Genomic DNA, 25,674 nt, shown 5'->3' on the forward strand with positions numbered 1-25,674 from the left:
ATCCCATACCCAATTTTTTTGACGAAACCCCGGTCAATCAATAAACCAATAACAATTGCATTATCAAATTATGAGAAAAAAGCATATCAAGAATCTGAGTATATGGATAGTTGCACTGGTGCTGACCATTCCGGTTCAGCTAAGTGCCCAAGAAAAGGAAGGTCCCATCAAAATATTGTTTGTTGGAAATAGCTTTACCTACTTTTGGAACATGCCCCAATTGGTGGACGCTATGGCCGAAACACAGGGGGTTGATATTTCTGCACACCAATCCACTGTGGGAGGCAGTAATTTGGAACAGCACTGGAAAAGTGAAAAAGGAACGGTTACCCGCCAACTGCTTGAAGAGAAAGAATGGGACTATGTGGTGTTCGGAGACCATAGCCTGAGTACCATAGATACACCGGAACGTTTTAAGGAATACGGTACCAAGTTTGCCGAACTGGTCCGTTCCAAAGGGGCGCAGCCCATTTTCTATATGACCTGGGCCTATAAATCCAATCCATTGATGCAAGAGACCATTACCAAGGGGTATATGGATCTAGCCACATCGTTAAAAGCAAAGGTGTTGCCCGTGGGACCGGTGTACATGAAGGCCAGAACTGTGAGGCCTGATTTGGAATTCTATTTTGATGACAAGCACCCTTCTTCGGATGGTACGTATTTGATTGCTTTGACCATTACCAAATTGCTTACGGGCAAATCCATCATTGAAGTTCCTAACCGTTTGATTACCAAGGATGCGAACGACGAAAAATTATATCTATCGTTTGTTTTGCCAACCACAGGTAACTTTTTGAGACAGTTGGTGGATGAAATGAATTTTGAACCTTACAAGACCCAAAAATGAGTTTGGTAAAAAGAAATATATTTTTGGTGCTGGGGCCATTGGTCTTTTTGATACTACAAGCCTTTGCCCCTCCTTCCGGTATGCCAGAGAGTGCTTTTAGCATGTTGGGAATTACCCTCTGGATGGCCATATGGTGGGTAACCGAAGCTATCCCAATTGGGGTGACCGCACTTTTGCCCATTATTCTATTTCCATTGACGGGAGCTGTGGACTTATCGAGTACCACCGCCTCATACGGACACAAGTACATTTTTTTATATATGGGCGGCTTTATGTTGGCCATTGCCATTGAAAAATGGAATCTGCACAAACGGATTGCTTTGCAGGTTATTCGCATCATAGGAGCCAATGTCTCTAAGATCATTCTGGGCTTTATGGTGGCGACGGCCTTTTTGTCCATGTGGATTTCCAACACGGCCACTTCCGTAATGATGTTGCCCATAGCTATGTCCATTGTTACTCAGCTAAAAGACAACCCTGCTACCCGGGAAGATGAAAACTTGGTTTTTGGGAAGGCGCTTATGCTCGGAATAGCTTACAGTGCTTCCATAGGCGGGGTGGCCACCTTGATTGGAACACCTCCGAATTTGGTCTTCGCCGGTTATGTGGAAGAGGTCTATGGGATAGAGATTACTTTTTGGCAATGGGCCAAGTGGGGATTGCCCATAGCAATTCCACTTTTGGTCATCGCTTGGATCTACCTGACCAAGTTTGCTTTTACCTTTAAACAGACAGAGTTTCCAGGAGGAAGGGAGGAAATCAATGCATTGATACAGCAGTTGGGGCCCATGAAGAAGGAAGAAAAAATAATCCTTGGCATTTTTATTTTTACGGCCCTTGCTTGGATAACGCGCTCTTTTGTGCTTCAACCCTTACTGCCCGCAATTGATGATACCATAATAGCCATGTGTGCAGGTATCCTGTTGTTCACCATTAAAAGCGATAACAAAAAGGAACCCTTAATCAATTGGGAAGACGCTGTCAAGCTTCCTTGGGGAATCATATTGCTGTTTGGAGGGGGAATGGCCTTGGCCTCGGGTTTTGAAACGACCGGATTGGCAGAATGGCTGGGCAGTCAAATGAGTTTATTGCAAGGATTGGCCCTTATTGTATTGGTTGTGGTGATTGTTGCCTCCGTAAACTTTATTACCGAGGTAACCTCAAACTTGGCTACAACCGCCATGTTACTTCCTATTTTGGCACCGATTGCCATAGGACTCGACATCAACCCTTACATATTGATGGTGGCTACCACAGTGGCTGCTTCCTGTGCTTTTATGCTTCCAGTGGCAACCCCGCCCAATGCAGTTGTTTTTGGGTCGGGATATTTAAAAATATCCGATATGGCCAAAAGTGGGATATGGATGAACATTGTTTCCATTGTGTTCCTGTCCCTTATGGTGTACTATCTGTTACCTTTTATTTGGGATTTTCATCCAAGGGAGTTCAGTGCATTTATTTCAGAAAAGATTACCAAATGACAAACTAAAAATTACTAAACATGAAAACGTATAAAAACCCAATATTGCACATAGCCTTTTTTATGGTGTTTTTATTTATTGGTTGTAACGATGATGATGAAGGAACCATTTTAGATGATGGCTCCTTGAGAGTATTGACCACCAATATAACCGAAACAAATTTTGAAACCAGTGTCGAAAATGTTCCGGTGAACACCTCGGTCGATTTGATTTTTTCCCATAGTTTAAATACCGACGCTATGGTATCGGCCCTGGAATTTACTTCAGGCTCCGGAAACGTGGATTACGAAATTGAATTTTCAAACACCGACTCAAATGTTAGTTTGATTCCAAGTGAGTTGGACTATGAAACGAGTTATACGGTAACATTACCAGAGGGAACGTATGGTGTTGAAGGAGAATCCTTGGACAACCCATTTACCATTAATTTCACTACTGCAGCTTTTGTGCCACCGACCTTGACCTTGTCTAGTGATGTTTCCGAATTACATGAAGATGGTGAAACGGCTACGATCACGGCAACTTTGAATAAAGTCGCAAACGATGATGTGACCGCTACCCTCATTTTTGATGGAAGTGCCACCAAAGACGTGGACTATACTGTTTCTGGGGAGGAAACAATCATTGTTCCTCAAGGCTCCCTATCCGTTTCTTTTGAGATTACCACGGTATTGGATGGCGAAAATGAAGGCAATGAGATGATTGATATTTCATTGGGAGAAGTAACCAATGCCTCAAGTAGCTCAGAAGGCATAACCATGGCGATTATTGAACAATTACCTGCCTTATCATTAAAGGGGATTATGGCCCTTACATGGGATGGTTCCGGGACTAATGATGGTAAAGCCGTTCATCTTGTGGCCAATCAGGATATTGCTGACTTAAGCCTTTATGGTTTGGGAACAGCGAACAATGGAGGGGGAACAGACGGCAAAGAGTTTACCTTACCTGCGATTTCTGTTGATGCAGGGGATGATATTCTGGTGGCCAGGGAAACAGCTTTGTTGTCCACATATCTTGGAGGATGTACCGATGAGTTTGAATATGTACTCCAAGCTGAATCCGCCATCAACCAAAATGGAGACGATGCCATCGAATTGTTCCAAGGAGATATCGTTATCGAAACCTATGGGGACGTTAATGTGGATGGTACGGGAGAAGCATGGGAATATTCTGGTTCTTGGGCCTATAAATTTGATGGTTTCTGGACCACGGGAGGACTTGATTGCTCCATCGGCTCCACAACTTCTGCTGATTCCAACTGTCCTTACCCTATTTGTAACGAAGCACTTTCTTTAAAAGGAGTGTTGGCCCTATCGTGGGATGGCAGCGGAACCAACGGAGGAAAGGCTGTACACTTAAAGGTTAATAAAAACATCCCCGATTTGAGCATCTATAGTATCGGTGTTGCCAACAATGGAGGAGGTACCGACGGTATCGAATTTACATTGCCTGCTATTGCCGTTGAGGAAGGGGACGATATTCTTCTGGCTCGCGAGCAAGCAACAATAGCAGCTTATTTTGGTGGCTGTATCGATTCGTTTGAACACATTATAGAGACCGAGTCCATGAACCAGAATGGCGATGATGCTATAGAACTTTTTAATGGGAATACCGTCGTTGAAACCTATGGGGATGTAAATGTTGATGGAACAGGGGCAGCCTGGGAATATTCGGGATCTTGGGCCTATAAAGAAGGTGCAACTTGGATGACTGGTGGTGTGGATTGCGCTGCCGGTTCTACCACAACACAAGAGTCGGCCTGTACCTATCCGACATGTAATTAATTTATTAAAAGAATAAGATGAATAAAAATATAGTTAAGAAGCTTCAAATTGTTCTTATGAGCTTGGTTGTGCTATGGTTCACCGCTTGTAGTGAAGATGATGATGCCACGACGGGATCGTTGAGCGTGATTTCTGTTAAGTTGAATGATGTGGTGTTTATAGATGATATGCAGGACGTTCCAGTGAACAGTACTTTTGAGATTGTTTTTTCGTCCGCGGTTGACCCCGAGGTGTTTAAAGATGCAGTGTACATCAGTACAGGACAGGAGAACTTGCCTTTTACGGCGCAGTACCTTAACCAATCCACAAAGGTGTTGATTGGTTTGGATGGTATGGCACCCAACACGGCCTATACTATAGGTGTTGATTCTGGTCGAATTGGTGTCGAGGGAAAAATGCTCCATCAAGCGGTTTCCTATTCCTTTACAACGGAAAATACAGACACGAATGCAAAGACCCCATGTCTATCAGCTTCGGGAGATTGTATGCAACGATTGGAGTTTTTGGACAATTCCGAACAATCATTGTCATTTGATGTCTATTCAAACTATGATTTTATCGAGGATACCGAGTTTGTATGGGATTTTATAGAAAAGGTTGTTGTTGTGGTACACGGGGCCAATCGAGATGCAGATAATTACTATGGTTACATGATCAATTCTTTACAAAGTTTGGAGTTGGAAGAAACCACATTGGTTATCGCCCCTTATTTCCAAAATAATGGAACTGCTCCAGCAAATGGATTGGTATGGAACGATTCCAGATGGCGTGAAGGAGCAAATGCAGGAAACAATAACTCAGGAATAAGTTCCTTTACCGTATTGGATAGCTTGGTCAATCGTTTTTCAAACCAAGAGAAGTTTCCTAACCTAGAAACCGTTTTTATTACGGGGCATTCATCTGGAGCCACTTTTACACAACATTATGCCTTGGCCAATAAAGTACAAGCTTCGATTGAAACGATTAATTTTCAGTACGTAGTGGCGAACAATCAATATTTCTATTATCCGGATGGCCAGCGATACAACGAGGATGTAGCAAGCTTTTATGAGCCTATGGATTGCGCAGGCTATGATTATTGGCCCTATGGATATGAGTTTGCTGTGCCTTATTTGGATGGGGTCGATGCAACTACCTTGACAGAACAGCAGGTTTCTCGAAATACGGTTTACTTTTTGGGAGGTGATGACACATCAACAGATGGAACTCTTAATACAACAGATTGTCAAGCAACTTTGTTGGGTTCCAATCGATTCAATCGGGGTGAGAATATGTTTCAATACATGGAAACTTTTTACCCAACAGATCATAATCATAGAAAAATAATTGTGCCCAATGTAGCACACGATGGTAATGGGATGTTCAATTCACCCGAATTCAAGGATTATTTATTGGAATTTGAATAAGGTAATCCTGAATCAAGGTAAGATTCATGAATAGTTGATTTAGTTAATTCAAGATGGCCCATTATGGGCCATCTTTTGTTTCACTCATCCTGATGAACCACCAAATAGGTAGAAACAGAGTATTGTTAATCATTTGATTAACAGTGTTTTTTTGGTTTTAATGAGTTCATCTGTACCTATCAAGAAAGTAAAAGTCCAGTACCTTCTTTAAGCATAGGTTGGATAGTTCTTTCTTTTTTCAAGTGGCTAATTATTGTGTATATTCGCATATGCTTTAGGGGTATTCTGAAAAGAATTGAGAGAGTCCCTTGGAACCTGATACGGCTTACACCGACGTAGGGAAAAGCGAAATTTGGCATCATTTTGTGATGTGACTTTCCTTTGTTTTCCGATTTGTTCCTAAAGCCCAATTCATTTAAAACACTAAAGGCAATGGAACAACATCTCTGGAAACACGTTCAATCTATTAAATCAAAGACACCACTGGTACATAGCATGACCAATTATGTGGTGATGAATAATACGGCCAATGCGCTTCTAGCTACAGGAGCCTCTCCGATCATGGCCCATGCAAAATCCGAGGTTGGTGATATGGTCGCCCTTGCGAACGCAACGGTCATCAATATTGGTACCTTGGACGAATATTGGTGCGAAGCCATGCTTTTGGCCGCCGAAACAGCCCATACACTGGACAAACCATGGGTCTTAGACCCAGTTGGGGCAGGAGCTACTTCCTTTCGCGATGACATCTTGCAGGAATTATTGAGGTTCAAGCCAACTGTCATTAAGGGTAACGCCTCGGAGATTATGGCATTAGCCCAAGTAAACCAAGAAACTACCAAAGGAGCAGACAGTACAGCGAAAAGTAATGAAGCCATGGACGCTGCAATTAATATAGCCACAAAATATGGTAGCTTAGTATGTATTTCTGGTGCTACGGATATTATTACGGATGGCTCCCAAAAAATCCAAATAGCGAATGGAATACCATTAATGACCAAGGTAACCGGTATGGGCTGTACCGCATCTGCACTTGTAGGTGCTTTTATCGGAACAGTTGAAAATAAAACCGAAGCTGTAGCAACAGCAATGGCCTTGTTGGGTATAGCCGGTGAATTGGCCGCAAAACAATCTGAAGGCCCCGGTACCTTACAACTGCATCTTCTTGATAAGCTCTATAATTTGTCGGAAAAGGAGTTTTATGGCCATATCAAGATATCCGAGTCATGAAGCTTCATTCCCAATTTCCCTACCCTTTGTACTTGGTCATTTCGGAAGAAGCCTGCAAAGGAAAAGATATGTTGAAGGTTGCGGAGCAAGCTATTCGTGGAGGTGTCGATGTCATCCAATTACGTGAAAAGAAGCTGCCAGAGTATCTGTTTTTGGAACGGGCCAAACGGTTGAGGGAAATCACGGAGAAACATGGTGTCCCATTGATCATCAATGACAATCCAAAGGTTGCCTCCAAGGCCAGTGCTGCGGGCATCCATGTGGGCAACAAAGATGTCAGTCCCACGAGCTTGAGACAAGAAGCCTTTTTCAAAGAAAGGATAATCGGTTATTCCATAGAATATTTGGCACAGTTGGATAATGAGCAAGCGGCCATGTCTGACTATCTCGCAATTAGCCCAGTATTCAAGACAGATACAAAAAAGGATACCGTAACGGAGTGGGGAGTGGAAGGTGTTGCCAGAATAAGGGGATTAACACAAAAACCATTGGTTGCCATTGGCAATCTCGACATGAAAAATGCAAAGACCGTTATCGAGGCTGGAGCTGACAGTATCGCTGTGGTATCGGCCATATGCGGAGCAAACGACCCTGAGAAAGCAGCCTATGAATTAAAAAACACAATCATAATATGAAAAATTACACATATCCATCGGTATTGGCCATTGCTGGTTTTGATGGAAGTGGTGGAGCCGGAATACAGGCAGATATCAAAACGATATCGGCACTGGGGTGCTATGCCACAACAGTCCTCACGGCCCTACCCGTACAGAACACCCAAGGGGTACGAAATATATATTCCATTCCCATCGAAGCTGTTACTGACCAAATTGAAGCAGTCATGGACGATATCATGCCCGAGGCAATTAAAATAGGAATGGTGCACACCCCTGAACTTGTAGATGCCATAGCGGGTACGTTGGAAAAATATCAAAAGGTTCCTATCGTATTTGACCCGGTTATGGTCGCCACGAGCGGGCATCGCCTTATAGAGGAGAATACAATAGATGCCTTGGTCGAGAGGTTATTGCCCATCGCAACCATCATTACACCTAATATGGACGAGGCTGCAATTTTGGCCAATATGGATGTGAGTACATTGGAAGAGATGCGCACTGCCGGAGAACATATAAAGGCACTGGGTTGTAACAATATCCTCATGAAAGGTGGACACCAGAAAACAGCAAGTATCACTTCCCTCTTTTTTGACCAAAACGATGAATGCCATCCCTTTGAAGTGACAAAAATAAAAACGGACAATACGCATGGTTCAGGTTGTACCTTATCTTCGGCCATTGCGTCCTATTTGGCACAAGGCAAAGACCTTTTTGAAGCCGTTGATCTTGGCCAACGCTATGTGCACCATGCCATTGATAGCGGAAAAAATGTACAGACCGGAAAGGGGAGCGGCCCCTTGAACCACTTTTTCGACCCTCAAAAAATGATTAAAAATGAAATGGACTGAACAGACCTGGAAAAAAATTGATGAAAATTATAATGCTATCCTGAACATGCCATTTGTCCAAGAGTTGGCAAAAGGTACCCTCCCTAAGACCAAATTTCAATTTTATATGGCACAGGATTCACTCTACTTGGAGCATTTTGGCAGAGCACTTGCCATGATTGGCTCCAAATCCCATCATATAGGAGATGCCCTCGCCTATATCCGCTTTGCGGAAGGGGCCATAGTGGTGGAAAATGCCCTGCACGAATCTTATTTTGAGGATTTTGGTGTAACGGACAAAGGGGTTCTACAGCCAGCATGCCATCATTACACCCATTTTTTGAAGAGTACTGCGGCTTTGGAACCTGTAGAAGTTGCGATGGCTGCAACTTTGCCTTGTTTTTGGATTTATAAAAAAGTGGGCGATCATATTTACAATGGCCAACAAATAACCAATAATCCCTACCAGCGATGGATTGACACCTATGGCGGAGAGGAATTTGCGGATAGTGTAAAGCAAGCAATTGACATCTGTGACCAAGCAGCACAGCATACCACACCGGAAATTCGAAAAAGAATGACCGAAGCCTTTATCCATGCGTCCCATCTGGAATACCATTTTTGGGAAGCAGCGTATGATATGAGAATATGGAACTGATGTTGAAGGACAAGAAAGCCATCATCTTTGATATGGATGGAGTATTGGTGGAGAGCGAAGACATTTGGAAGCAGGCAGAATACGAAATATTTTCTTCGCTAGGGGTAAGAGTTACCGAGCACGATAGTAAGCGGACCCAATCCATGACCACCGAGGAAGTAGCCCAGTTCTGGTATCAAAAGTTTCCTTGGAAGGGAACAACACTTAAGGAGGCAGAAGAGATGGTCGTTCAAAGGGTAATGGAATTGATATCCATGAAAGACTGTGCTACCTTGGAAATTAGGCCTTTCATCAAAAAACTGAAGAGTCAGGATTATAAGATAGGTCTTGCAACCAATTCCCCCGAAAAGATTATTCCAACGGTTTTGAAAAAGACCAGAACCACAGATTTGTTCGATATGGTTTCATCTGCGGATTTTGAAATGAAAGGCAAACCACATCCTGCCATATACCTGAATACAGCAAAGAAGTTGAAAGTAATGCCCGAAGAGTGTGCCGTAATTGAAGATAGTGAAACAGGGATGGAAGCAGCAAAAAAAGCCGGTATGACCGTGATAGCCTATACCAAAGGAAATAAGGACATATCACTGCAATGGGCCGATTATAAGATTGACAGATTTTAATATCAAATGTTTTGAACATAAGTCAATACATAACAGTATTTTACAGACAAAGGAAGGATTGGGACCGAAGACTCTTAACCTTTCTAATGGCCTAGTAGCAACCCAATGAACAGAAAAACATGAAAGAAACAAAAATTTACATTGTTGGTTCAGGAGCCATAGGAAAGGCTCTGGCCGTTTTTTTACAACAGGAAAACAAAGAGGTGGTACTTGTAAGGGGCAGTGTGGACAACATACCTGACAGTGAAGATGAGATCACTCTTATTGGTAAGGATCAAATCTTTCACCAAAAAATCATCACGACCACATTTAGTGGTCTACAGGCTATCAATGGCATTGTTTTAATAGCGACCAAGGCGTTCGCCAATACGGAAATCGCAGCAAAGTTAAAGGACAAAGATGGGGATTTTTCCATAGTACTTCTTCAAAATGGGCTTCATGTGGAAAGCCCCTTTCAAGAGTTTGATAAGGTGTATCGCTGTGTTCTGTTTTCTACTAGTCAGGTAACTGGAGACAATGAGGTTACCTTCAAGTCCGTGACTTCATCACCCGTCGGAAACTTACAGGGGAACAATGACTGCCTCGAAGATGTAATTCATATAATCAACACGCCATATTTCAGTTTTCATATTGAACCCGATATAAAGCAACACATATGGACAAAGGTAATTGCCAATTGTGCCTTCAATTCCATTTGTCCATTGCTCGAAACGGATAATGGCATTTTCGTAAGGAATTCCGAGGCGGCAAAATTGGCCAAAACGGTTATAGAAGAATGTGTTTCACTGGCACAAAGACAGGGTATCAATCTAGATAGTGACACGATAGAGAAAAACCTGATGCTGATCAGCCAGCGCTCGGATGGCCAATTGATTTCCACTTATGTGGACATCCTCAATAACAGAAGAACGGAAATCGAAAGCTTGAACTTGGAGGTCTCCAGAATAGCCGACGACCTGGGAATACCGGAAACTGTGACGCATACAAGGTTGCTGGGACAATTGATTCAAATGAGGTCTGCGATTAAAATGAAGTAAACCAAACACTTTCATGTTCATTTTTTTAGTGTAGGGCAAAAAAATGAAAAATCATAGTAACTAATTGATAATCAACATATATATTTGCCAGCTTTTTTTTAAGCTATGTATGATGAAATTTATCTGATTGATGACGATGCTTTGGTCAATCAAATCCACACGCTGCATTTCAGTAAGATTGGGGTAAAGGACAAGCTGAAAGTATATACCAATCCTGAAGATGCCTTTAAAGAACTTCGTGACAAAAAGTCGCTGAATATGAAGACCTTGATACTGTTGGACATCAATATGCCCGAGATGAGTGGCTTTGAATTTTTGGAGGCCATGACCCGGGACAATTTTCCCCAACGGTATGACGTTCTAATCGTAACTTCTTCGGAAGCTAAAGCGGACCGGGATAGAGCGACGGAATTTAAAAAATATGTTCGGGCATTTATTCCCAAACCTTTGCAAAGAGAACATTTAAAACGCTATTTATAATTCCCGTTTGCCTAACTGGGGGCTACAGGGTTGCATTGTCAAACTATGTTATCAAGGATTTCGGAACCACGATGAAAGACATACAAAAAATCATCCGAGAAAAGGTAGAGGAAGTGACAGCTAGGAACGATATGGTCTGGGCGATGGACAATTCGTATAGACTGACTGCGTTCAACTGCTCATTCGGACAGCGGATAAAAGATGAAGACTGTGGAGAGGCCATTGTGGGTATGGACTTGGAACCAATCTATGCTTCCTGTGAATTTTTCAAAATTTGTTTGGAAGGGTGTCAAAAGGCTTTGGAAGGAGAAGCCACTACTACGGTTCATATGTTCAGTGGAGAAGGCAACAACCAATTCCATGAGTTTACCTTCCAGCCCTATATGAAGGTTTCAAAAGAGGTTATAGGCTGCTGTGTATGGCAGCGTAATATTACCAAAGAAGTCCAAAATGTTCTCAGTCTTGAAGAGAGTGAACGACGTTACAAGGAGGTACAGGAAGTAGCTGATGTCGGACATTGGATATGGGACATGGAAAACGATGTGATTTACTGGTCAGATCAGTTGTATGCGATTTGGGGAAAGGAAAAGGGATCTTTTGATCTCAACTACGATTCTGTGGTGGGCATGGTTCATCCGGAGGATAGGGTTCGGTTTCTGGAACATTTGGAGGAATGTGTCCAAGGCAAGGTCAATCATGATATTACCCATAGACTTTTGCTGGATGGTGGAATCGAAAAATACATTCATTCAAAGGGGCATGTCTTCCGCGATGCTGACGGAAACCCTAATCGGATGTCAGGTACGGCACAAGACGTAACGAAGGACGTACAGAGCCACCAGAAAATCTTGGAACAGAATATTGAGCTTCAAAACTTCGTCCGGATTGTTTCCCACAATCTTAGGGCCCCGATATCGAATCTATTGATGCTCTCCAAAATATATGACTGGGGCAAGGATGGCAACAATGATGAGGTAGTCCAGAATATGGAACGGACTGTCGAGGCCCTTGATAATACGGTCAAAGATTTGAACAACTCTTTATCTTTTAAAAGTTCGGTCAAGGAAAAATTCAGCAATGTATCCCTTACTGAAGTATATGAAGATGTCAAGACCCTACTTTCTTGGGCGATTGATGAAACCCAAGCAAATATTGAGGTCGATTTTTCAGAGGTGGACCAAATTATCGCAGTAAAAAGCTATATGTCCAATATTTTATATAATCTCCTCTTGAACGCGATGAAGTATACAAGAGAAGGAATATCTCCAGAAATTAAGGCTTCCACAGCAGAAAAGGACGGTAGAGTTTTGCTTCAGGTGTCTGACAATGGCATCGGAATGGATTTGACACCGGAACGAAAAGCAAGGATATTTGACATGTATGGTAGGCTCAGTGGAAAAACAAGGGGCAAGGGTATGGGACTTTTTTTGGTAAAGACACAGATAGAGGCTATGGACTGTACCATTGATGTTGTCAGTCAAAAAAATGTGGGCAGCACCTTTACGGTTAGTTTTAGAAAATAGCTAATTGTGTTGCCCCATACACTCTTTCAGCAGTCTGTAGGCTCTCGCCACATGTCCCTCCACCGTCTTTACTGAAATCCCGAGTTCTTCAGAGATTTCATTATAGTTCAATCCACGGACCTTACCCCGCATAAAGACCTTTTTGCATTTTTCAGGAAGCCCCTCCATGCATTGGTGCAATAATCGAATGTCCTTATTTGGTCGGTCATTCTCTTTTTCCACAGCTAGCATTACAGCGGTATGGTAGTAAGAGGAAAGCATTTCGTTCTTGAGTCTTAGATGTCGGTATTTATCCATGAGCTTATTGTATACCGATTTGTAGAGAAAAGCATTCAAGGAAGTTTGGATATTGATTTCCCTACGCTTGTCCCATAGGTTCAAAAAAACATCCTGTACCACATCCTCAATGATATCCCGGTCTTGGCAGTAGCTCAAAAGAAAGGAGCATAATTTTTGATAATACGAAGAATAGAGCTTTTCGAAGACCTTTTTGTCCCCTTTCTTGAGGGAATTCAATATAAATATGTCCGTATGCTGCTGCAAAAAAGAGGTTGTTTTTTATAACAAGAACAAAAAATAAAAAATTTTTATCCTTCAAAGAGGGGGGATTGGAATTCTCCCACGTCATAAGATTAAATAATTATTAAGTATGAATCAAACGAAGGTTGATAAATTACTGCTAAAATTAGTTGAAAATAGACTTTCCGAGCAAGAGACCGAAGCCTTGTCCGAGTGGCTTAAGTCTGAGGAGAACCAAAACTATTTTCATGAATACGTGAAAATCAACCATTTGTTGAACTCGGAACAGCATTTTGGGAATGCCGATAGATTACTTGATACCATCAAACCATCCAAAAAAAGGTTCAATGCTACTGTAGTGTTAAAATATGCAGCAGTGCTCCTTGTTCTGATTGGTTCAACCCTCTTTTTCAAAAATGTACTCTTTTCTACGCAAGATTCCGTGCCCCCCGCTCCTGTAGTAAGGAACAACCAAATACGACCCGGTGTCAATTCGGCCGTGCTTACCCTTGGGGATGGTAAAGAAGTTGCACTGGGAAAAGGAGCCGATTACACCACCGAAACCCTTAACGCCAAAGAAGATAAGATTGTATATGTCCCAAAGCAGGGCAAGACCAGCCAGATGGAATATAATTACCTTTCCGTGCCTAGAGGAGGGCAGTTTTCTTTACTACTTTCCGATAGTACCAAGGTCTGGCTCAACTCCGAGTCCAAACTGAAATATCCCGTGGATTTTGTGCCAGGGCAGAGTAGGGAGGTATATCTTCTATATGGAGAGGCCTACTTCGAGGTCGCATCCAGCGAAAGGAACCATGGGGACGATTTCAAAGTATACCACAATGAACAGGAGGTCCGTGTTTTGGGGACCGAATTCAATGTCAATGCCTATGGCAACGAACCCGAGGTCCTTACCACTTTGGTTGAAGGCAAGGTTACCGTGCGAAATGGAGACCAATCATTTAAGATAAACCCGGGTCAGCAATCAAGACTTGATTTGGAAAGCGGTAAGATGCATGTTTCTGAAGTTGATGTCTTTTCCGAGACTTCGTGGAAGTCCGGGGTTTTCAGCTTTAAGAAAAAGCGTCTAAAGGAGATTATGAGAACCCTTTCCCGATGGTATGATATGGAAGTGATATTTGAAAACAAGTCTTTGGAGGAAAAAAGGTTCAAAGGGGTGTTGAGAAAGAACCAGAGTATCGAGGACGTACTCTCGGTAATTATGTCGAGTTCCTTGAACAGCTATGAGATCAATGATAAGACCGTCATATTAAAATAAACAGATAACCAGCCATAAAAGGAAGTCAAACCATAAAAAACTGCTTATGACCTAAAAAAGTAACCAAAAAAGGGACGTGCCAAACTCGCCAAAGTTCAATGGTCACGCCCCCTATTCATCATTATTAATTAATTGTTTCAGAAACTAACTAATAACAATCAAATTTATGAAAACTAAACTAACGAAAGCTTGGTTTCTTTTAGGAAACCGGCTTCTATTGCTACTCATGAGAACATTAATTTTTTTATGTTGTCTTACAGTATTCAGTTTTGCCCCCAACAATCTAGTTTCCCAAAAGTCCAGTATAAAAATTGATTTGGATGGAGCCATGACGGTTGATGAGGTCTTCGACCTGATCATGAATCAGACCGACTACAGTTTTATCTATGAGGTCGGGATGTTCGATGACTATCCGACCATATCTGTAAAAAAGGGACGGATCAGTACAAACAGACTTCTCAAAAAAAGTCTGGAACCGGGCAACCTCAATGTTGTTTTGACAACGGACAACACCATCATGGTAAAAAAAGCTGGAAAGCAAAATGACCAACCACAAATCAATGTGACGGGTACCGTTATCGATGGCGATGGTTTTCCCTTGGTCAATGCAACGGTACTGATTAAAGGGACCAACAAAGGAACCACAACGGATTTCGATGGTAACTTCAGTATTACCGTACCCTACCCCGAGAATGTGCTCCGTTTTTTGCATATGGGATTCGAGACCAAAGAGGTCAAAGTAGGGGACCAGACTACCATGGAGGTCGTGATGAAAGAAACGGCACAAGCGCTAGAGGAGGTGGTAATTACCGCCCAAGGGATTAAAAAATCCAAAAAAGCCTTGGGATATGCAATTTCCCAAGTGAAATCAGAAGAAGTGGAGCAACGTCCAGAGGCTGATTTGGCCCGGACACTACAGGGTAAGATTGCCGGTGTGGTAATTACCACAGCAGATGGACAAACAGGTAGTAGTTCCCCCATCAGGATACGGGGAAATGTTTCAATCACCGGTTCCAATAATCCACTGATCGTGGTGAACGATGTTCCTTTTAATGGACTGCTTAGGGACATCAACCCCAATGATATAGAAAGTATGAGCATTTTGAAGGGCTTCAACGCCTCCGTGCTCTATGGTAGTGAGGGTAGGAACGGGGTCATCCTGATTCAGACCAAGAGTGGTTCGGCCAAAGTGGGCCAAGCACAGACAACGGCAACGTATTCAACCACGGTATACACCAATACGGTATCACAGTTGCCCGAGTTCCAGAACACCTATTCCAATGGAGGGGAAGGAGAGTTCCAACCGACGTACCTTTCCAACTGGGGACCTGCATTTTCGGAAATCGGAACAATCGATCATCCGTATGCTTCTTTGAGTGATATTTTTCCTCAGTATGAGGGTGCGACCATGGACATAGCGGCGAAGCCCAATAATGTCCGTAACATTTTCCGTACAGGTGTAGGTACTACCCACTCACTGACCGTGGCGACTTCACAGGAAAAAGTTGGATTCAACATTACCGCAGGTTATACTGACGAAAAAGGTATCATCGATCATAACGATTTGAAACGATTCAATATCAGTGTGGGTGGTAGAGCTCAGATTTCCGATAATCTGAATCTTACGGCGACGTTAAACTATTCATCAAGAAAGGTAAATACAGTTTATGGAGAGAGTATTTTCAACGTAGTGTATTACCAGCCCAGATGGATTGATTTGACCGAGCTTCCGTATCAGAACCCATTGACAGGGGAATCGGTTTATTATAGAAATGACACCAATCCCTTGTGGATGTTGCATAATACTGGGACCAACGGTATTACGGAACATGTTTACGGTACGGTCAATGCCAATTATAAATTGAACGATGACTTTAACCTGATTTATAGGGCAGGATATGATAGCAGACATTACAACGGTTTTGAATATTCCAACAAAGGAGGATATGACGATAATACCTTTAGAATAGGTTACCTCCGTTTGGATAGTAACCGTGATGTGGACGTCAACCAGACATTGATTCTTGGTTTCAATAAGAACATTACCGAGGACCTTAACCTAGAGGCACAGATTGGTGCCAACTCTAGGATAACCAGATACCAAAGCAGGTCTTCGGATTCCAATGGACAAGTGGTATACGGTTTTTTAAGGCCCAGTAACTATACCACTACAGAATCTGATTATTCGTCCCAAGATGAAAACCTGGCAGGTGTGTTCGGTCAGTTCCAGTTTGCCTACAAACGATATTTGTATGCTACCCTTTCCGGTAGAAATGATTGGGGAAGTACAGTGGAAAGAGCCAATCAATCCCTATTTTATCCAGGGGCCTCTTTATCCTTTGTGCCGACCTCGGCCTTTGACTTTGGTGGTAACGTGGTCAACTTCCTGAAAATCAGGGGAGCCTATGCGACCTCTTCCGGTTATCCTAGTGCCTATAGGACCCGTGGTACTTTGGTCATCGATAACCTTAGGTTTGCTGCGGCCGATGGATCTTATCCAGTGACCAATAGATACAGTACAAGATTTGCCAATCCGAACTTAGCACCCGAACTGCACAAGGAGTTCGAACTGGGATTGGAGACCAATATGTTCAATAATAGATTGACCTTGGAAGCCTCCGTTTACAAAAGGATCTCCGAAGATCAGATTATGGCGGCTCCTTTGGCAGGATCCTCAGGCTTTGATAATCAGTACATCAACCTAGGAAGGGTTGACAACAAAGGGGTTGAAATCGACCTGGGCATAGATTTGTTCAAGAACGATAATTTCCGATGGAATTTCCGTAACATTTTTACCGCTGATGAATCCTTGGTGGTCAAAACCACGGATACTGGAGCGAACATCCTCTTGCAAGAGGATAGGTTTGCTGTGGAAGGACAGCCTTTTGGCGTTGTGATGGGGGATTATGCTCTTCGTGACGATCAGGGCAATCTCTTAATCAGTGGAAATGGTTCCAGTACCAGGGTTGGAGAAGTTATCACCAGTAGTGATGTAGGCTTTGATGATGAGGTCATCGGTGATCCCAATGCGGATTGGCGATTGACCAATATCAACACCTTTAGTTACAAAGGCTTCAGGTTTTCAGCGCAGCTTGAGTATAGGCATGGTGGCGAGATATATTCCACTGCCGTAAGGAATATGTTGCAACGGGGTGTGACCCGGGATACCGAGGATAGGGACGGAGCCTTCGTCATCCCCGGTTATTTGGCTGATGATGCTACGGGGGAACCTTTATTGGACTCCAATGGCAATCAGATCCCCAATACTTTTCAGATGAATCCCGGTAGGATTTCGTATTCCAATTATTACAATGCCAATGACTTGGCCATGTGGGATACCTCCATATTCCGTATCAGGGAAGTTTCCTTAGGATATACCCTCAATAGGCAAAAGGGACAATCGTTGCCTTTCAAAAAGATTGACTTTACCCTATCAGGAAGAAACCTTTGGTACAGAGCACCTAATTTCCCAAGGTATACCAACTATGACCCAGAGAGTGATGGCCTGGAAGGGGACAGTACGGTCCCTTCCACAAGAAGGATAGCATTGGGTATAACCGCAACATTTTAATCCTACCTAAAAAGAAAAAACATGCAAAATATAGTAAGATACTTTAGTATAAGCACACTGGCCTTACTGCTCTTGATGGGTTGCGAGGTCACGGATTTCGATCTACAGGACAATCCCAACTATCTGACTCCAGATAGTGCGGACCCGGAATACATGCTCAACGAGGTGCAGTACCTTTTCCAGCATTACATGAAATGGATGATCATCAACACGGACGATGTCATGCGTTACGAGGCTATGACCGACACCTACGGGGATGTGGTCCCGACCAGTGTTATGGATGGGTCTACCAGCAATGAGTGGGATACCTATTATGAGGCTCTCAACAATGTACGTACGATCACAGCCTTGGCCGAAGAAGATGAGACCCTACTGTTCCATAGTGGCATCGCCAAGCTTTTGATGGGCTATATGACCGTGACCATGGTGGATTACCTTGGGGCCGTACCGTATTCACAGGCAGTGAACAACGCGGAGTTCCCCAATCCAGAACTAGATGGTGGAGCAGAGCTCTATCAAACAGTACTGGGCGATATCGAAGAAGCCAAGGATGAAATCGAAAGAGCGAATTTTGAATTTTCCACGGATCTTTTCTATCAAAGTGACAAGGACAAATGGCTGGCCTTTGCGAATTCGTTGAAATTGAGAATGCTCGTCCAAGCCAGATTGGCAAGCGCCGATATCGGTGTGTCCAATATTCAAGGGGAAATCAATTCCCTATTGTCCGAAAACCTGATTGATACCAACGAGGAGGATTTTCAATGGTCCTATAGTACGGTACAAGAGCCAGAAAGCAGGCACCAATATTTTCAAAGGGCCTATGTAAGTGGTTTTGACCAGTATATCGGTAACTACTTCATGTTCCTTTTAAAAGAGTCGAAGAATAATCCCGACCCTAGAATTCGGTACTACCTCTACCGCCAGTCAGATGCAGATCCATTCAGTGGACCTCCGTATTTGCCTTGTCAAGGTGACCCAGATGTGGATTATTGCTACATCGGCGATCAGTATTGGGGCTATGACCATGGCGAGAGCCGTGTGGGAAGAGGGGACAATCTCCTTAGAACCGTTTACGGTATTTACCCTGGCGGAGGTAGCTTTGATGAAAACCAGTTTGTAGGTGCACCGAGCACTACCGATAACCTGGGAGGAGCTGGAATCCTTCCTTTGTTGACCTCTTCTTACGTTAGCTTCCTGCGTGCAGAAGCAGCCCTTACCCTAGGTGCGAACGGGGACCCGGCCAGCTTGTTGGAAGCCGGTATCCGAAGCTCCATGGACAAAGTGATGAACTTTGGAGGCATAAGCTCCGATCTTGAGCCCACATCCGCTGATGTGGATGCCTATGTTGATGAAGTACTGTCGGATTATGCCAGTGCAACCACCGATGAGGAACGTTTGGACATTATCATGAAAGAGTATTATCTCTCCGCATTTGGAAACTCGATTGAGTCCTATAATTTTTATAGAAGAACAGGATACCCTTCTGATATCCAAGTGCCCATCGATGATGATGACCCTGTGTTTCCACGAAGCTTCCCGCTATCTAGATTAGAGATACAGCGTAACCTGTCCTTAGAGCAGAAGAACAACTATGACAAAGTATTTTGGGACACTAATCCTGATAGTTTCATTAAATAACCAGCAAAACGATTTCTATTATGAAAAGAAGTATAAGCATACAATTTTTATTGGGACTGTTATTCTTGATAGGTTGTTCCAATGACAACAATACCTTTGAGGATATTACCGATCGTGGAGGCTTTGTCTCCTTCAACCAGACCCCTGAGCTCAGTTATAGCGTGCTCAGGCTGGATTCCGATATAATCAGCGCACAGTTGGTGGATTCCAATGGAAATGCAGACAGTTATTCACTCTCTGTGACCTATGGGGACGCTACGGCAGAGAATATTATCACAGTAACCGAGTTTCCTTACCAATTGGAACTTCCCATCAGTGATATCATCGATGCACTTGGTTTGACCGAGGAAGACATCGAATTGGGGTCGACCATGTCCTTCGTGGGTACGGTAACCAGTCCAAACGGGACCTATAGTGGTGCCTCTCCAGATTTGAACGACAACAATGTCAATGAAGGTGGTGATACCACGGATAGATCCAAGTTGTATTTTCCGAATCAGGCCATGGAGTTTTCCATTTCCTTTTTTCAACCAGCAGGAAAAACGATTAGGGCAACCTCATTTGAAGAAGTTCCTATCGGAGCAGAGGATGACACTTATGACCGAAATGGTAGTAATGATGAGACCCTTGACCTAATCAATGGTGATGTGCCACCTTATGTGGACTACGTTGCAGCAGGCAATGGTGTGGATGATGAGCTTGGTTTTGATGCGGAATATATAGCGATTACGGATATCAGTAGCAGTAGTCTTGGCTTCTCGGCCGAACGTATCGGTGTTTTTTCCTTGTTTGAGGATTATGAGGCTTATCCAGATGGAACCCAAGGATTCCATTCGGAAGATGCAGATGGGGCCATTCGATTGACCTTTGATACCGTTGAGGTGCCTGAGGGACAGGAAAACTCTGGGGTATCCTTTCAAGTATATTTTGGGGATACCAGCTGGGAATCATTGGATGGAATCCATGCCTATGCCAATATCACGACTGATTCAGGGGCAGAAGTTCTTGAATTGGCCAGCATATACAGTGATGATATCGAGGAAGTTGCTGGACAATGGTATGAAATCAATAGTGGGTACCTACGAGGAGTACGTTCCTATGAATTGGTCATTCAGATACAATCCGGTGCTACATCCGAGTCTTTTGATATTGACAATGTAATCATTTATGAATCCGAGGACTAACCTCGGTCATTGATAGATTTTATGATTGATTTTGCTCTCTAAATTGTTGTGAGGATATCGGTCCCAATTTTATTTGGGGCCGATATTCAATAACAATGATTTGTCAAAATGGATTAGGAACGCATAGCGTCCTTGTCAATAAAAAACAAACTATATGAAAATCATACAATTGAGAACGGATTTTTCCTTTGCCGGACGATTTATGGTCATGGCATTGATGTTCTTGGCATCTTGCTCTTCCAGTGGAGGAGGCGATGACGAGCCCACTCCAGAGGTTGACCAAGAGGCGCCCACGGTGCCCACGGGACTTACCGCTGAGAACATAACCCAGACCACTGCAAGGTTGAGCTGGGATGCCGCAACAGACAATGTTGGTGTTCAGAACTATGCCATTTATCAAGATGGTGTTTTTTTGACAAGTTCCGGACAGCTCTTTTATGCCTTGGAAGATTTGGAACCGGGCACAACCTATTCTTACCAAGTATTGGCCATTGACCAAGCGGGAAACGAATCCCCTTTGAGCACAGTTCTGGAGTTGACCACTATGGGGTCCATAACGGCCGAGCTCCAGTATGAGTCTGGAAATATAGACACCTATCTGAGAAACCTGATAGATAACGTACCGGGAAGCGGACAGGACGGCTATACCGCTCCAGTTGATGCACAACTGGACCTTTGGGAAGCAGTTGTCGGCCATATGCTCAACGACCAGATTTCGGAAGCCGTAGCTAAATCCGCAGAACTTAATTATCAAATCACAGAATTTACGGATGACACACTTTCCCCCAATCAGGTATTTTATATTTTGGCTGAATACGACAGTGCAAAAACGAATTATTGGGGTATCTATGTATTCAGTGCGACACCGGAAAGCGAAGATCTTATTTTGATGGCACCACACATTAAGTATGATACCAACACAGGCTATGAGGCGGCATATTCCTTTAGGAACAATGTGGCCAAGGCGCTTCTTTTGAGCAGTGCCCATAGATGTAACAGTGATACCGAAACGGAATGTTCCGGGACGACCTCAGCTTGCGGTAGTAGTGGTGCATACCGTATATCGGATTTGGCGCACAATACCGATTCGGCCTTCCAAAGAACCACCGAGGTTATTGCCACAAGCCTGCCGAATACAGTATTTGTACAATTACATGGTTTTGGCAAGGGCGATAATGACCCAGATGTGATCATGAGTAATGGGACGGACGAAACTCCTGACACCGATTATGCCTCCTTGATCAGGGACGCCCTATTGGAAGAGGATGCTTCATTGACCTTTAAGATTGCCCATATCGATACAGATTGGACCAGACTACGGGGTTTTACCAACACACAAGGTCGTTTTATCAATAGTTCTCCCGATCCTTGTGGCACTTCAGCCACGGAAACATCGGGAAGGTTTATCCACATTGAACAGGCGCGACCAAAACTTCGTCAGGATGCTTCAGGTTGGACTAAGATGAGCAATGCCTTGGGAAATGTTTTTTAAATGATTGATTCCAAATAATTCCTTACCGATTGACATGAAACCTTTGATCAGGTGGGGTTCTTTTCGATGAATCGCCGACCGAAATACAATTAAAATAATTTATTTTGATGATAATCAGTTGTTTGTAATGAATTTCATCAGCCAACAAAACAATATATAACAAATATGAGAATTAAGAGATATTGGGCAACTGTGTTGTCCATTGCTTTAGCACTGGTAATGGTTGATTGCACCCTGCCAAAAAAGGTAAAGTTTAAAAACCCAATAGACACTAGTGACAAACCGATAGATTATCAAACAAAAAAGACCTATTACTTTGAAGAATTGGGAGTTTCAGTGAGCAATGAATTTGATGGTGCCCGCCTCAACGATGCGAACCAATCCAATGATTCAACGATTACATTGCATTTTGCACCAGAGAATACCCCTATCAACGAGAGCCCTTACTATGCTTTTGAAACTTGGTCCGATTCTCCAAAGCAAGTTTACTTTGAGTTTGAGTACCCTGAAGAATTCTGGCACAGGTACAAACCAAAAAAGAGAACGAAAGGGGAATGGAGCATTGTGGATTCCGTGGATGTTATGAAATCAGGTAAAGGGCGGATTCTACGGCTAATGGTAAATAGGGAGCCCCAACGAATTGCGGCCCAAGAAATCAATAGTTCAGATGATGTGAAACAATGGTATCTGCAACATATTGTAGATTCCAACGATTTTGTGCACTTGAAAAGCGCCGGTCAGTCCAACTTGGGGAGAAATATCCCGGTTTTGGACATGTACAGGGGGAATCCGGAAGGTAAGCCCATTGTTGTACTTTTAACAAGGCAGCATCCTCCAGAAGTCACAGGCTTCTTCGCTTTTCAAAAATTTGTGGAAACTATCGTGGAAAACTCTGCGCTTTCCACCGAATTTTTAAGCAAATATAGGGTGTTGGCTTTTCCAATTCTTAATCCAGATGGGGTGGATTTAGGACATTGGAGGCATAATTCCAATGGGGTAGACCTTAATCGAGATTGGTCAAAATACCGCCAACCAGAAGTTGAAAATGCAGTATCTTTTATTACGCAGACCAGCAAAGAGGACAAGGGCGAAATTGTTTTGGGATTGGATTTTCATTCCACCTACGAAGATGTTTTCTATACCAACAAAAGCAGGGAAGAAACTACCTTGCCCCACTTTATTGACGATTGGTTCGATAGGTTGGAAAAAGATATTGAAAACTACAAAGTCAATGAAAAGGATTCCAACAGCAATAAACCAGTGTCGAAAGGATGGTTCTTGTACGGGCAAGGTGCCGTAGGAATAACGTATGAAATAGGGGATCAAACGCCAAAAGAGCGGATACTTGAAATCGGAAGGGCATCTTCGTTGGCCATGATGGAATTATTGCTGGAGAAGAAATGAACTGTGGATTAGATGGACATCACTAAGTATATTAATCTATACCATAATCAACTCTTTGGTTCCGTATTGATGGAAACAATGAAACTATGGGTTAGTGATTTTTAAATTGACTTAGTTATCCCGATGAAGCAAAAGCTGAACATTTATGTTCAGCTTTTTTTATTTTCCTTAACTCATCTCATCAATAAGGAATATTTCAGCAATCAAGAACGCTAAAAAAAGTCATGGGAATATACTTTCCTCAGTAGTATTGATTTTTACGTTGATTTCCAATAATTTATAATTTTTGGTCATCAAAAAGATAGATTTCTTGATATTAGAGGATTAAATTATTTTTTCTTTAAAAAATTAATAATTAATAGACGAAGCTTTCGATGTTATAAGAAAATTCTTAAGTTTACCGTAATCCCCCACGTATTACTTTAATCCTTAAAAAATCCAACCAATGGATAACTGTACGTCTGTCACCAAAAACTTGCTGACAAGCCTTGGGGTCAAATTCACCAATCAATTTCTAGATGACACTATTCTCTCACATTCGGACCATCCAAGTCTGTTATGCATATCCGATGCATTCTCCAAATATGGGATAAATACGATGGCAGTTAGAGTGGACTTCCAAAAACTCAAAGAGCTACCTATGCCGTGTATTGTCCAATTTTCAGATTATGGAGGTGTTTTTTATTCACTCAAGAGTGTTTCCGATGAGCAAGCTACCTATCTTGACCAAAAAGGAAAACCAATATCGATTCCAACAGATGATTTCCAGAAAAGATGGAAAGGAGTCTGTTTACTGGCGGAAACCACTGAAAATTCTGGAGAACCAGGTATCGAAAAAAGAATTTCGCAAAAAAGAACGGTCGATTTTTTTAAGTGGGTGGGGTTGCTATTTCTGGTTTCATGGTTGGTATTGGTGCTCCTAGATTCACAGTCATTCGAAGGGGCAGCTGTATGGTCTGTTCCGGGATACTTCGTTTTGAAACTTGTTGGGTTGACCATGGGGATTATGCTCTTATGGTATGAAGTCGACAAATACAATCCCACTTTGCAAAGTTTTTGTTCTGGGGACAAAAGGGTTGATTGCAATGCTGTGCTCAGTTCAAAATATGCTAAGTTATTCAATGAAAAACTGAGCTTGGGTCTTATCGGGTTTTCATATTTCTTCGGGACTCTTTTGTATTTACTCATAAACGGCTTTTCAAAATCCTCTCTTGCTCCATTGGCCTATCTGAGCTATGCGTCAATCCCTGTGGTGCTTATCTCATTGTATTATCAAGGTGTTGTCATCAAGCAATGGTGCAAGTTTTGTCTGGTGGTCCAGGCAGTGTTGGTATTGGAAACATTGACGGCTTCCCTTGCAAGCTTCCATTTGTTACAGACAAATCTCCGTTCATTGCCCCTCTTGGTGGCATTGCTTCTTTTGCCTATTCCAGTGTGGAGTTGGCTCAAACCTTTGTTGGAAAACGGAAAAGAGTTGAATTTGTATAAAAGAGGGCTGAAAAAGATCAAGAACAACCCCAATGTTCTGAACGGTCTTTTAGTAAAGAATAGAAAAATTGAAACGAGAACGGATGGATTGGGTATTTCATTTGTGAACAAAGATGCTAAATATAACCTGATAAAGGTCTGCAATCCTTATTGTGGCCCCTGTGCCAAAGCACACCCTGTGTTGGATGATCTGTTGCGGGAAGGCAAGATTAATTTACAGGTTCTTTTTACGGCTTCCACCGATGAAGGTGATAGGCGAAACAAGCCAGTTAAACACTTCTTGGCCTTGGATGAAAAAGATAATATACAAGCGCATGAGGCCATGGACAGCTGGTATCTGGCAGAGGAAAAGAATTATGAGCAATTTGCCAAGAAGTATGAACTGAATGGTGAACTATTGCAACAAGACCATAAAATATTGGCCATGAAAGAGTGGTGCAATGCTGAGAAGATAACGCATACCCCTACCATTTTCATCAATGGATATGAGTTGCCCAAGGAATACAGTGTCGATGATTTAAGGGAAGCGTTGAATTAAACAAAACGGCCAAGTTGTTCCCTTGGCCGTACGAACAATATTGCT

Annotated in this window: 20 protein-coding genes and 1 riboswitch; of the genes, 19 read left to right on the forward strand and 1 reads right to left on the reverse strand. The window is 42.8% G+C overall.

Translation table 11 applies throughout. The features are described from left to right. Positions 1-70: 70 nt before the first annotated feature. The 12 genes from EO132_RS09695 (at position 71) to EO132_RS09750 (ending at position 12,519) form a co-directional block, all read left to right on the forward strand. Positions 71-850, forward strand: a complete 780-nt coding sequence (locus EO132_RS09695; protein WP_235856428.1) for an SGNH/GDSL hydrolase family protein — start codon at positions 71-73, stop codon at positions 848-850. Beyond that, the gene (locus EO132_RS09700) at positions 847-2,331 is read left to right on the forward strand and encodes an SLC13 family permease (protein ID WP_127137654.1); all 1,485 of its coding nucleotides are present in this window, start codon (positions 847-849) and stop codon (positions 2,329-2,331) included. The genes EO132_RS09695 and EO132_RS09700 overlap by 4 nt, the downstream gene beginning before the upstream one ends. A 20-nt stretch (positions 2,332-2,351) precedes the next feature. Continuing rightward, positions 2,352-4,118: an Ig-like domain-containing domain gene (locus EO132_RS09705; RefSeq protein ID WP_127137655.1), complete on the forward strand. Its 1,767-nt coding sequence runs from the start codon at positions 2,352-2,354 to the stop codon at positions 4,116-4,118. Positions 4,119-4,135: 17 nt separating this feature from the next. Then, positions 4,136-5,524: an Ig-like domain-containing domain gene (locus EO132_RS09710; RefSeq protein ID WP_127137656.1), complete on the forward strand. Its 1,389-nt coding sequence runs from the start codon at positions 4,136-4,138 to the stop codon at positions 5,522-5,524. Positions 5,525-5,790: 266 nt separating this feature from the next. Continuing rightward, positions 5,791-5,883: riboswitch (TPP riboswitch) on the forward strand. A 73-nt stretch (positions 5,884-5,956) separates the two neighbouring features. Next, positions 5,957-6,754 (forward strand): hydroxyethylthiazole kinase, encoded by a 798-nt coding sequence (thiM, locus tag EO132_RS09715; RefSeq protein WP_127137657.1) that lies wholly within the window; start codon positions 5,957-5,959, stop codon positions 6,752-6,754. Next, positions 6,751-7,389 (forward strand): thiamine phosphate synthase, encoded by a 639-nt coding sequence (gene thiE, locus EO132_RS09720; protein WP_127137658.1) that lies wholly within the window; start codon positions 6,751-6,753, stop codon positions 7,387-7,389. The genes thiM and thiE overlap by 4 nt, the downstream gene beginning before the upstream one ends. Next, positions 7,386-8,219: a bifunctional hydroxymethylpyrimidine kinase/phosphomethylpyrimidine kinase gene (thiD, locus tag EO132_RS09725; protein ID WP_127137659.1), complete on the forward strand. Its 834-nt coding sequence runs from the start codon at positions 7,386-7,388 to the stop codon at positions 8,217-8,219. Before thiE ends, thiD begins: the two co-directional genes overlap by 4 nt. Beyond that, positions 8,206-8,856 carry a thiaminase II gene (gene tenA, locus EO132_RS09730; RefSeq protein ID WP_127137660.1) on the forward strand — a complete coding sequence of 217 codons (651 nt, stop codon included), beginning with the start codon at positions 8,206-8,208 and terminating at the stop codon, positions 8,854-8,856. Before thiD ends, tenA begins: the two co-directional genes overlap by 14 nt. Beyond that, positions 8,856-9,479 carry an HAD family hydrolase gene (locus EO132_RS09735; RefSeq protein ID WP_235856429.1) on the forward strand — a complete coding sequence of 208 codons (624 nt, stop codon included), beginning with the start codon at positions 8,856-8,858 and terminating at the stop codon, positions 9,477-9,479. Before tenA ends, EO132_RS09735 begins: the two co-directional genes overlap by 1 nt. A 119-nt stretch (positions 9,480-9,598) precedes the next feature. Further along, the gene (locus tag EO132_RS09740; RefSeq protein WP_127137662.1) at positions 9,599-10,516 is read left to right on the forward strand and encodes a ketopantoate reductase family protein; all 918 of its coding nucleotides are present in this window, start codon (positions 9,599-9,601) and stop codon (positions 10,514-10,516) included. A gap of 105 nt (positions 10,517-10,621) precedes the next feature. Continuing rightward, positions 10,622-10,996: a response regulator gene (locus EO132_RS09745; RefSeq protein WP_127137663.1), complete on the forward strand. Its 375-nt coding sequence runs from the start codon at positions 10,622-10,624 to the stop codon at positions 10,994-10,996. Between the two features lie 71 nt (positions 10,997-11,067). Beyond that, entirely contained in the window at positions 11,068-12,519 is a 1,452-nt protein-coding gene (locus EO132_RS09750) for a sensor histidine kinase (RefSeq protein WP_164732317.1), read from the forward strand. Here EO132_RS09750 and EO132_RS09755 read toward each other — a convergent pair whose 3' ends face one another. Continuing rightward, the gene (locus tag EO132_RS09755) at positions 12,520-13,062 is read right to left on the reverse strand and encodes an RNA polymerase sigma factor (RefSeq protein WP_127137665.1); all 543 of its coding nucleotides are present in this window, start codon (positions 13,060-13,062) and stop codon (positions 12,520-12,522) included. It abuts the gene before it with no gap. A gap of 106 nt (positions 13,063-13,168) precedes the next feature. On the opposite strand from EO132_RS09755, the gene EO132_RS09760 reads away from it, so the two are divergent. The 7 genes from EO132_RS09760 (at position 13,169) to EO132_RS09790 (ending at position 25,629) form a co-directional block, all read left to right on the forward strand. Then, positions 13,169-14,314, forward strand: a complete 1,146-nt coding sequence (locus tag EO132_RS09760; protein ID WP_127137666.1) for a FecR family protein — start codon at positions 13,169-13,171, stop codon at positions 14,312-14,314. A gap of 226 nt (positions 14,315-14,540) precedes the next feature. After that, positions 14,541-17,885: a SusC/RagA family TonB-linked outer membrane protein gene (locus EO132_RS09765; RefSeq protein ID WP_164732318.1), complete on the forward strand. Its 3,345-nt coding sequence runs from the start codon at positions 14,541-14,543 to the stop codon at positions 17,883-17,885. 21 nt (positions 17,886-17,906) lie between these two features. Continuing rightward, a complete protein-coding gene (locus tag EO132_RS09770; RefSeq protein WP_127137668.1) occupies positions 17,907-19,523 on the forward strand; it encodes a SusD/RagB family nutrient-binding outer membrane lipoprotein in 1,617 nt (538 codons plus the stop codon). Positions 19,524-19,543: 20 nt separating this feature from the next. Beyond that, the gene (locus EO132_RS09775; RefSeq protein ID WP_127137669.1) at positions 19,544-20,707 is read left to right on the forward strand and encodes a hypothetical protein; all 1,164 of its coding nucleotides are present in this window, start codon (positions 19,544-19,546) and stop codon (positions 20,705-20,707) included. Between the two features lie 154 nt (positions 20,708-20,861). Further along, complete coding sequence (locus EO132_RS09780; protein ID WP_127137670.1) at positions 20,862-22,199, forward strand: fibronectin type III domain-containing protein; 1,338 nt, start codon at positions 20,862-20,864, stop codon at positions 22,197-22,199. Between the two features lie 165 nt (positions 22,200-22,364). Further along, the gene (locus EO132_RS09785; RefSeq protein WP_235856430.1) at positions 22,365-23,603 is read left to right on the forward strand and encodes a M14 family metallopeptidase; all 1,239 of its coding nucleotides are present in this window, start codon (positions 22,365-22,367) and stop codon (positions 23,601-23,603) included. Positions 23,604-24,048: 445 nt separating this feature from the next. After that, the gene (locus EO132_RS09790) at positions 24,049-25,629 is read left to right on the forward strand and encodes a vitamin K epoxide reductase family protein (protein ID WP_127137671.1); all 1,581 of its coding nucleotides are present in this window, start codon (positions 24,049-24,051) and stop codon (positions 25,627-25,629) included. Positions 25,630-25,674: the final 45 nt, after the last annotated feature.

The sequence above is a fragment of the Flagellimonas oceanensis genome, from assembly GCF_003992595.1.
GTDB classification, from domain to species: domain Bacteria; phylum Bacteroidota; class Bacteroidia; order Flavobacteriales; family Flavobacteriaceae; genus Flagellimonas; species Flagellimonas oceanensis.

Coding starts and splice junctions, on each gene's coding strand:
- EO132_RS09700 (WP_127137654.1), top strand. CDS start 847: ATGAGTTTGGTAAAAAGAAATATATTTTTGGTGCTGGGGCCATTGGTC.
- EO132_RS09740 (WP_127137662.1), top strand. CDS start 9,599: ATGAAAGAAACAAAAATTTACATTGTTGGTTCAGGAGCCATAGGAAAG.
- EO132_RS09695 (WP_235856428.1), top strand. CDS start 71: ATGAGAAAAAAGCATATCAAGAATCTGAGTATATGGATAGTTGCACTG.
- EO132_RS09770 (WP_127137668.1), top strand. CDS start 17,907: ATGCAAAATATAGTAAGATACTTTAGTATAAGCACACTGGCCTTACTG.
- EO132_RS09785 (WP_235856430.1), top strand. CDS start 22,365: ATGAGAATTAAGAGATATTGGGCAACTGTGTTGTCCATTGCTTTAGCA.
- EO132_RS09745 (WP_127137663.1), top strand. CDS start 10,622: ATGTATGATGAAATTTATCTGATTGATGACGATGCTTTGGTCAATCAA.
- EO132_RS09760 (WP_127137666.1), top strand. CDS start 13,169: ATGAATCAAACGAAGGTTGATAAATTACTGCTAAAATTAGTTGAAAAT.
- EO132_RS09710 (WP_127137656.1), top strand. CDS start 4,136: ATGAATAAAAATATAGTTAAGAAGCTTCAAATTGTTCTTATGAGCTTG.
- tenA (WP_127137660.1), top strand. CDS start 8,206: ATGAAATGGACTGAACAGACCTGGAAAAAAATTGATGAAAATTATAAT.
- thiE (WP_127137658.1), top strand. CDS start 6,751: ATGAAGCTTCATTCCCAATTTCCCTACCCTTTGTACTTGGTCATTTCG.
- EO132_RS09735 (WP_235856429.1), top strand. CDS start 8,856: ATGTTGAAGGACAAGAAAGCCATCATCTTTGATATGGATGGAGTATTG.
- EO132_RS09790 (WP_127137671.1), top strand. CDS start 24,049: ATGGATAACTGTACGTCTGTCACCAAAAACTTGCTGACAAGCCTTGGG.
- EO132_RS09705 (WP_127137655.1), top strand. CDS start 2,352: ATGAAAACGTATAAAAACCCAATATTGCACATAGCCTTTTTTATGGTG.
- EO132_RS09775 (WP_127137669.1), top strand. CDS start 19,544: ATGAAAAGAAGTATAAGCATACAATTTTTATTGGGACTGTTATTCTTG.
- thiD (WP_127137659.1), top strand. CDS start 7,386: ATGAAAAATTACACATATCCATCGGTATTGGCCATTGCTGGTTTTGAT.
- EO132_RS09780 (WP_127137670.1), top strand. CDS start 20,862: ATGAAAATCATACAATTGAGAACGGATTTTTCCTTTGCCGGACGATTT.
- EO132_RS09765 (WP_164732318.1), top strand. CDS start 14,541: ATGAGAACATTAATTTTTTTATGTTGTCTTACAGTATTCAGTTTTGCC.
- thiM (WP_127137657.1), top strand. CDS start 5,957: ATGGAACAACATCTCTGGAAACACGTTCAATCTATTAAATCAAAGACA.
- EO132_RS09750 (WP_164732317.1), top strand. CDS start 11,068: ATGAAAGACATACAAAAAATCATCCGAGAAAAGGTAGAGGAAGTGACA.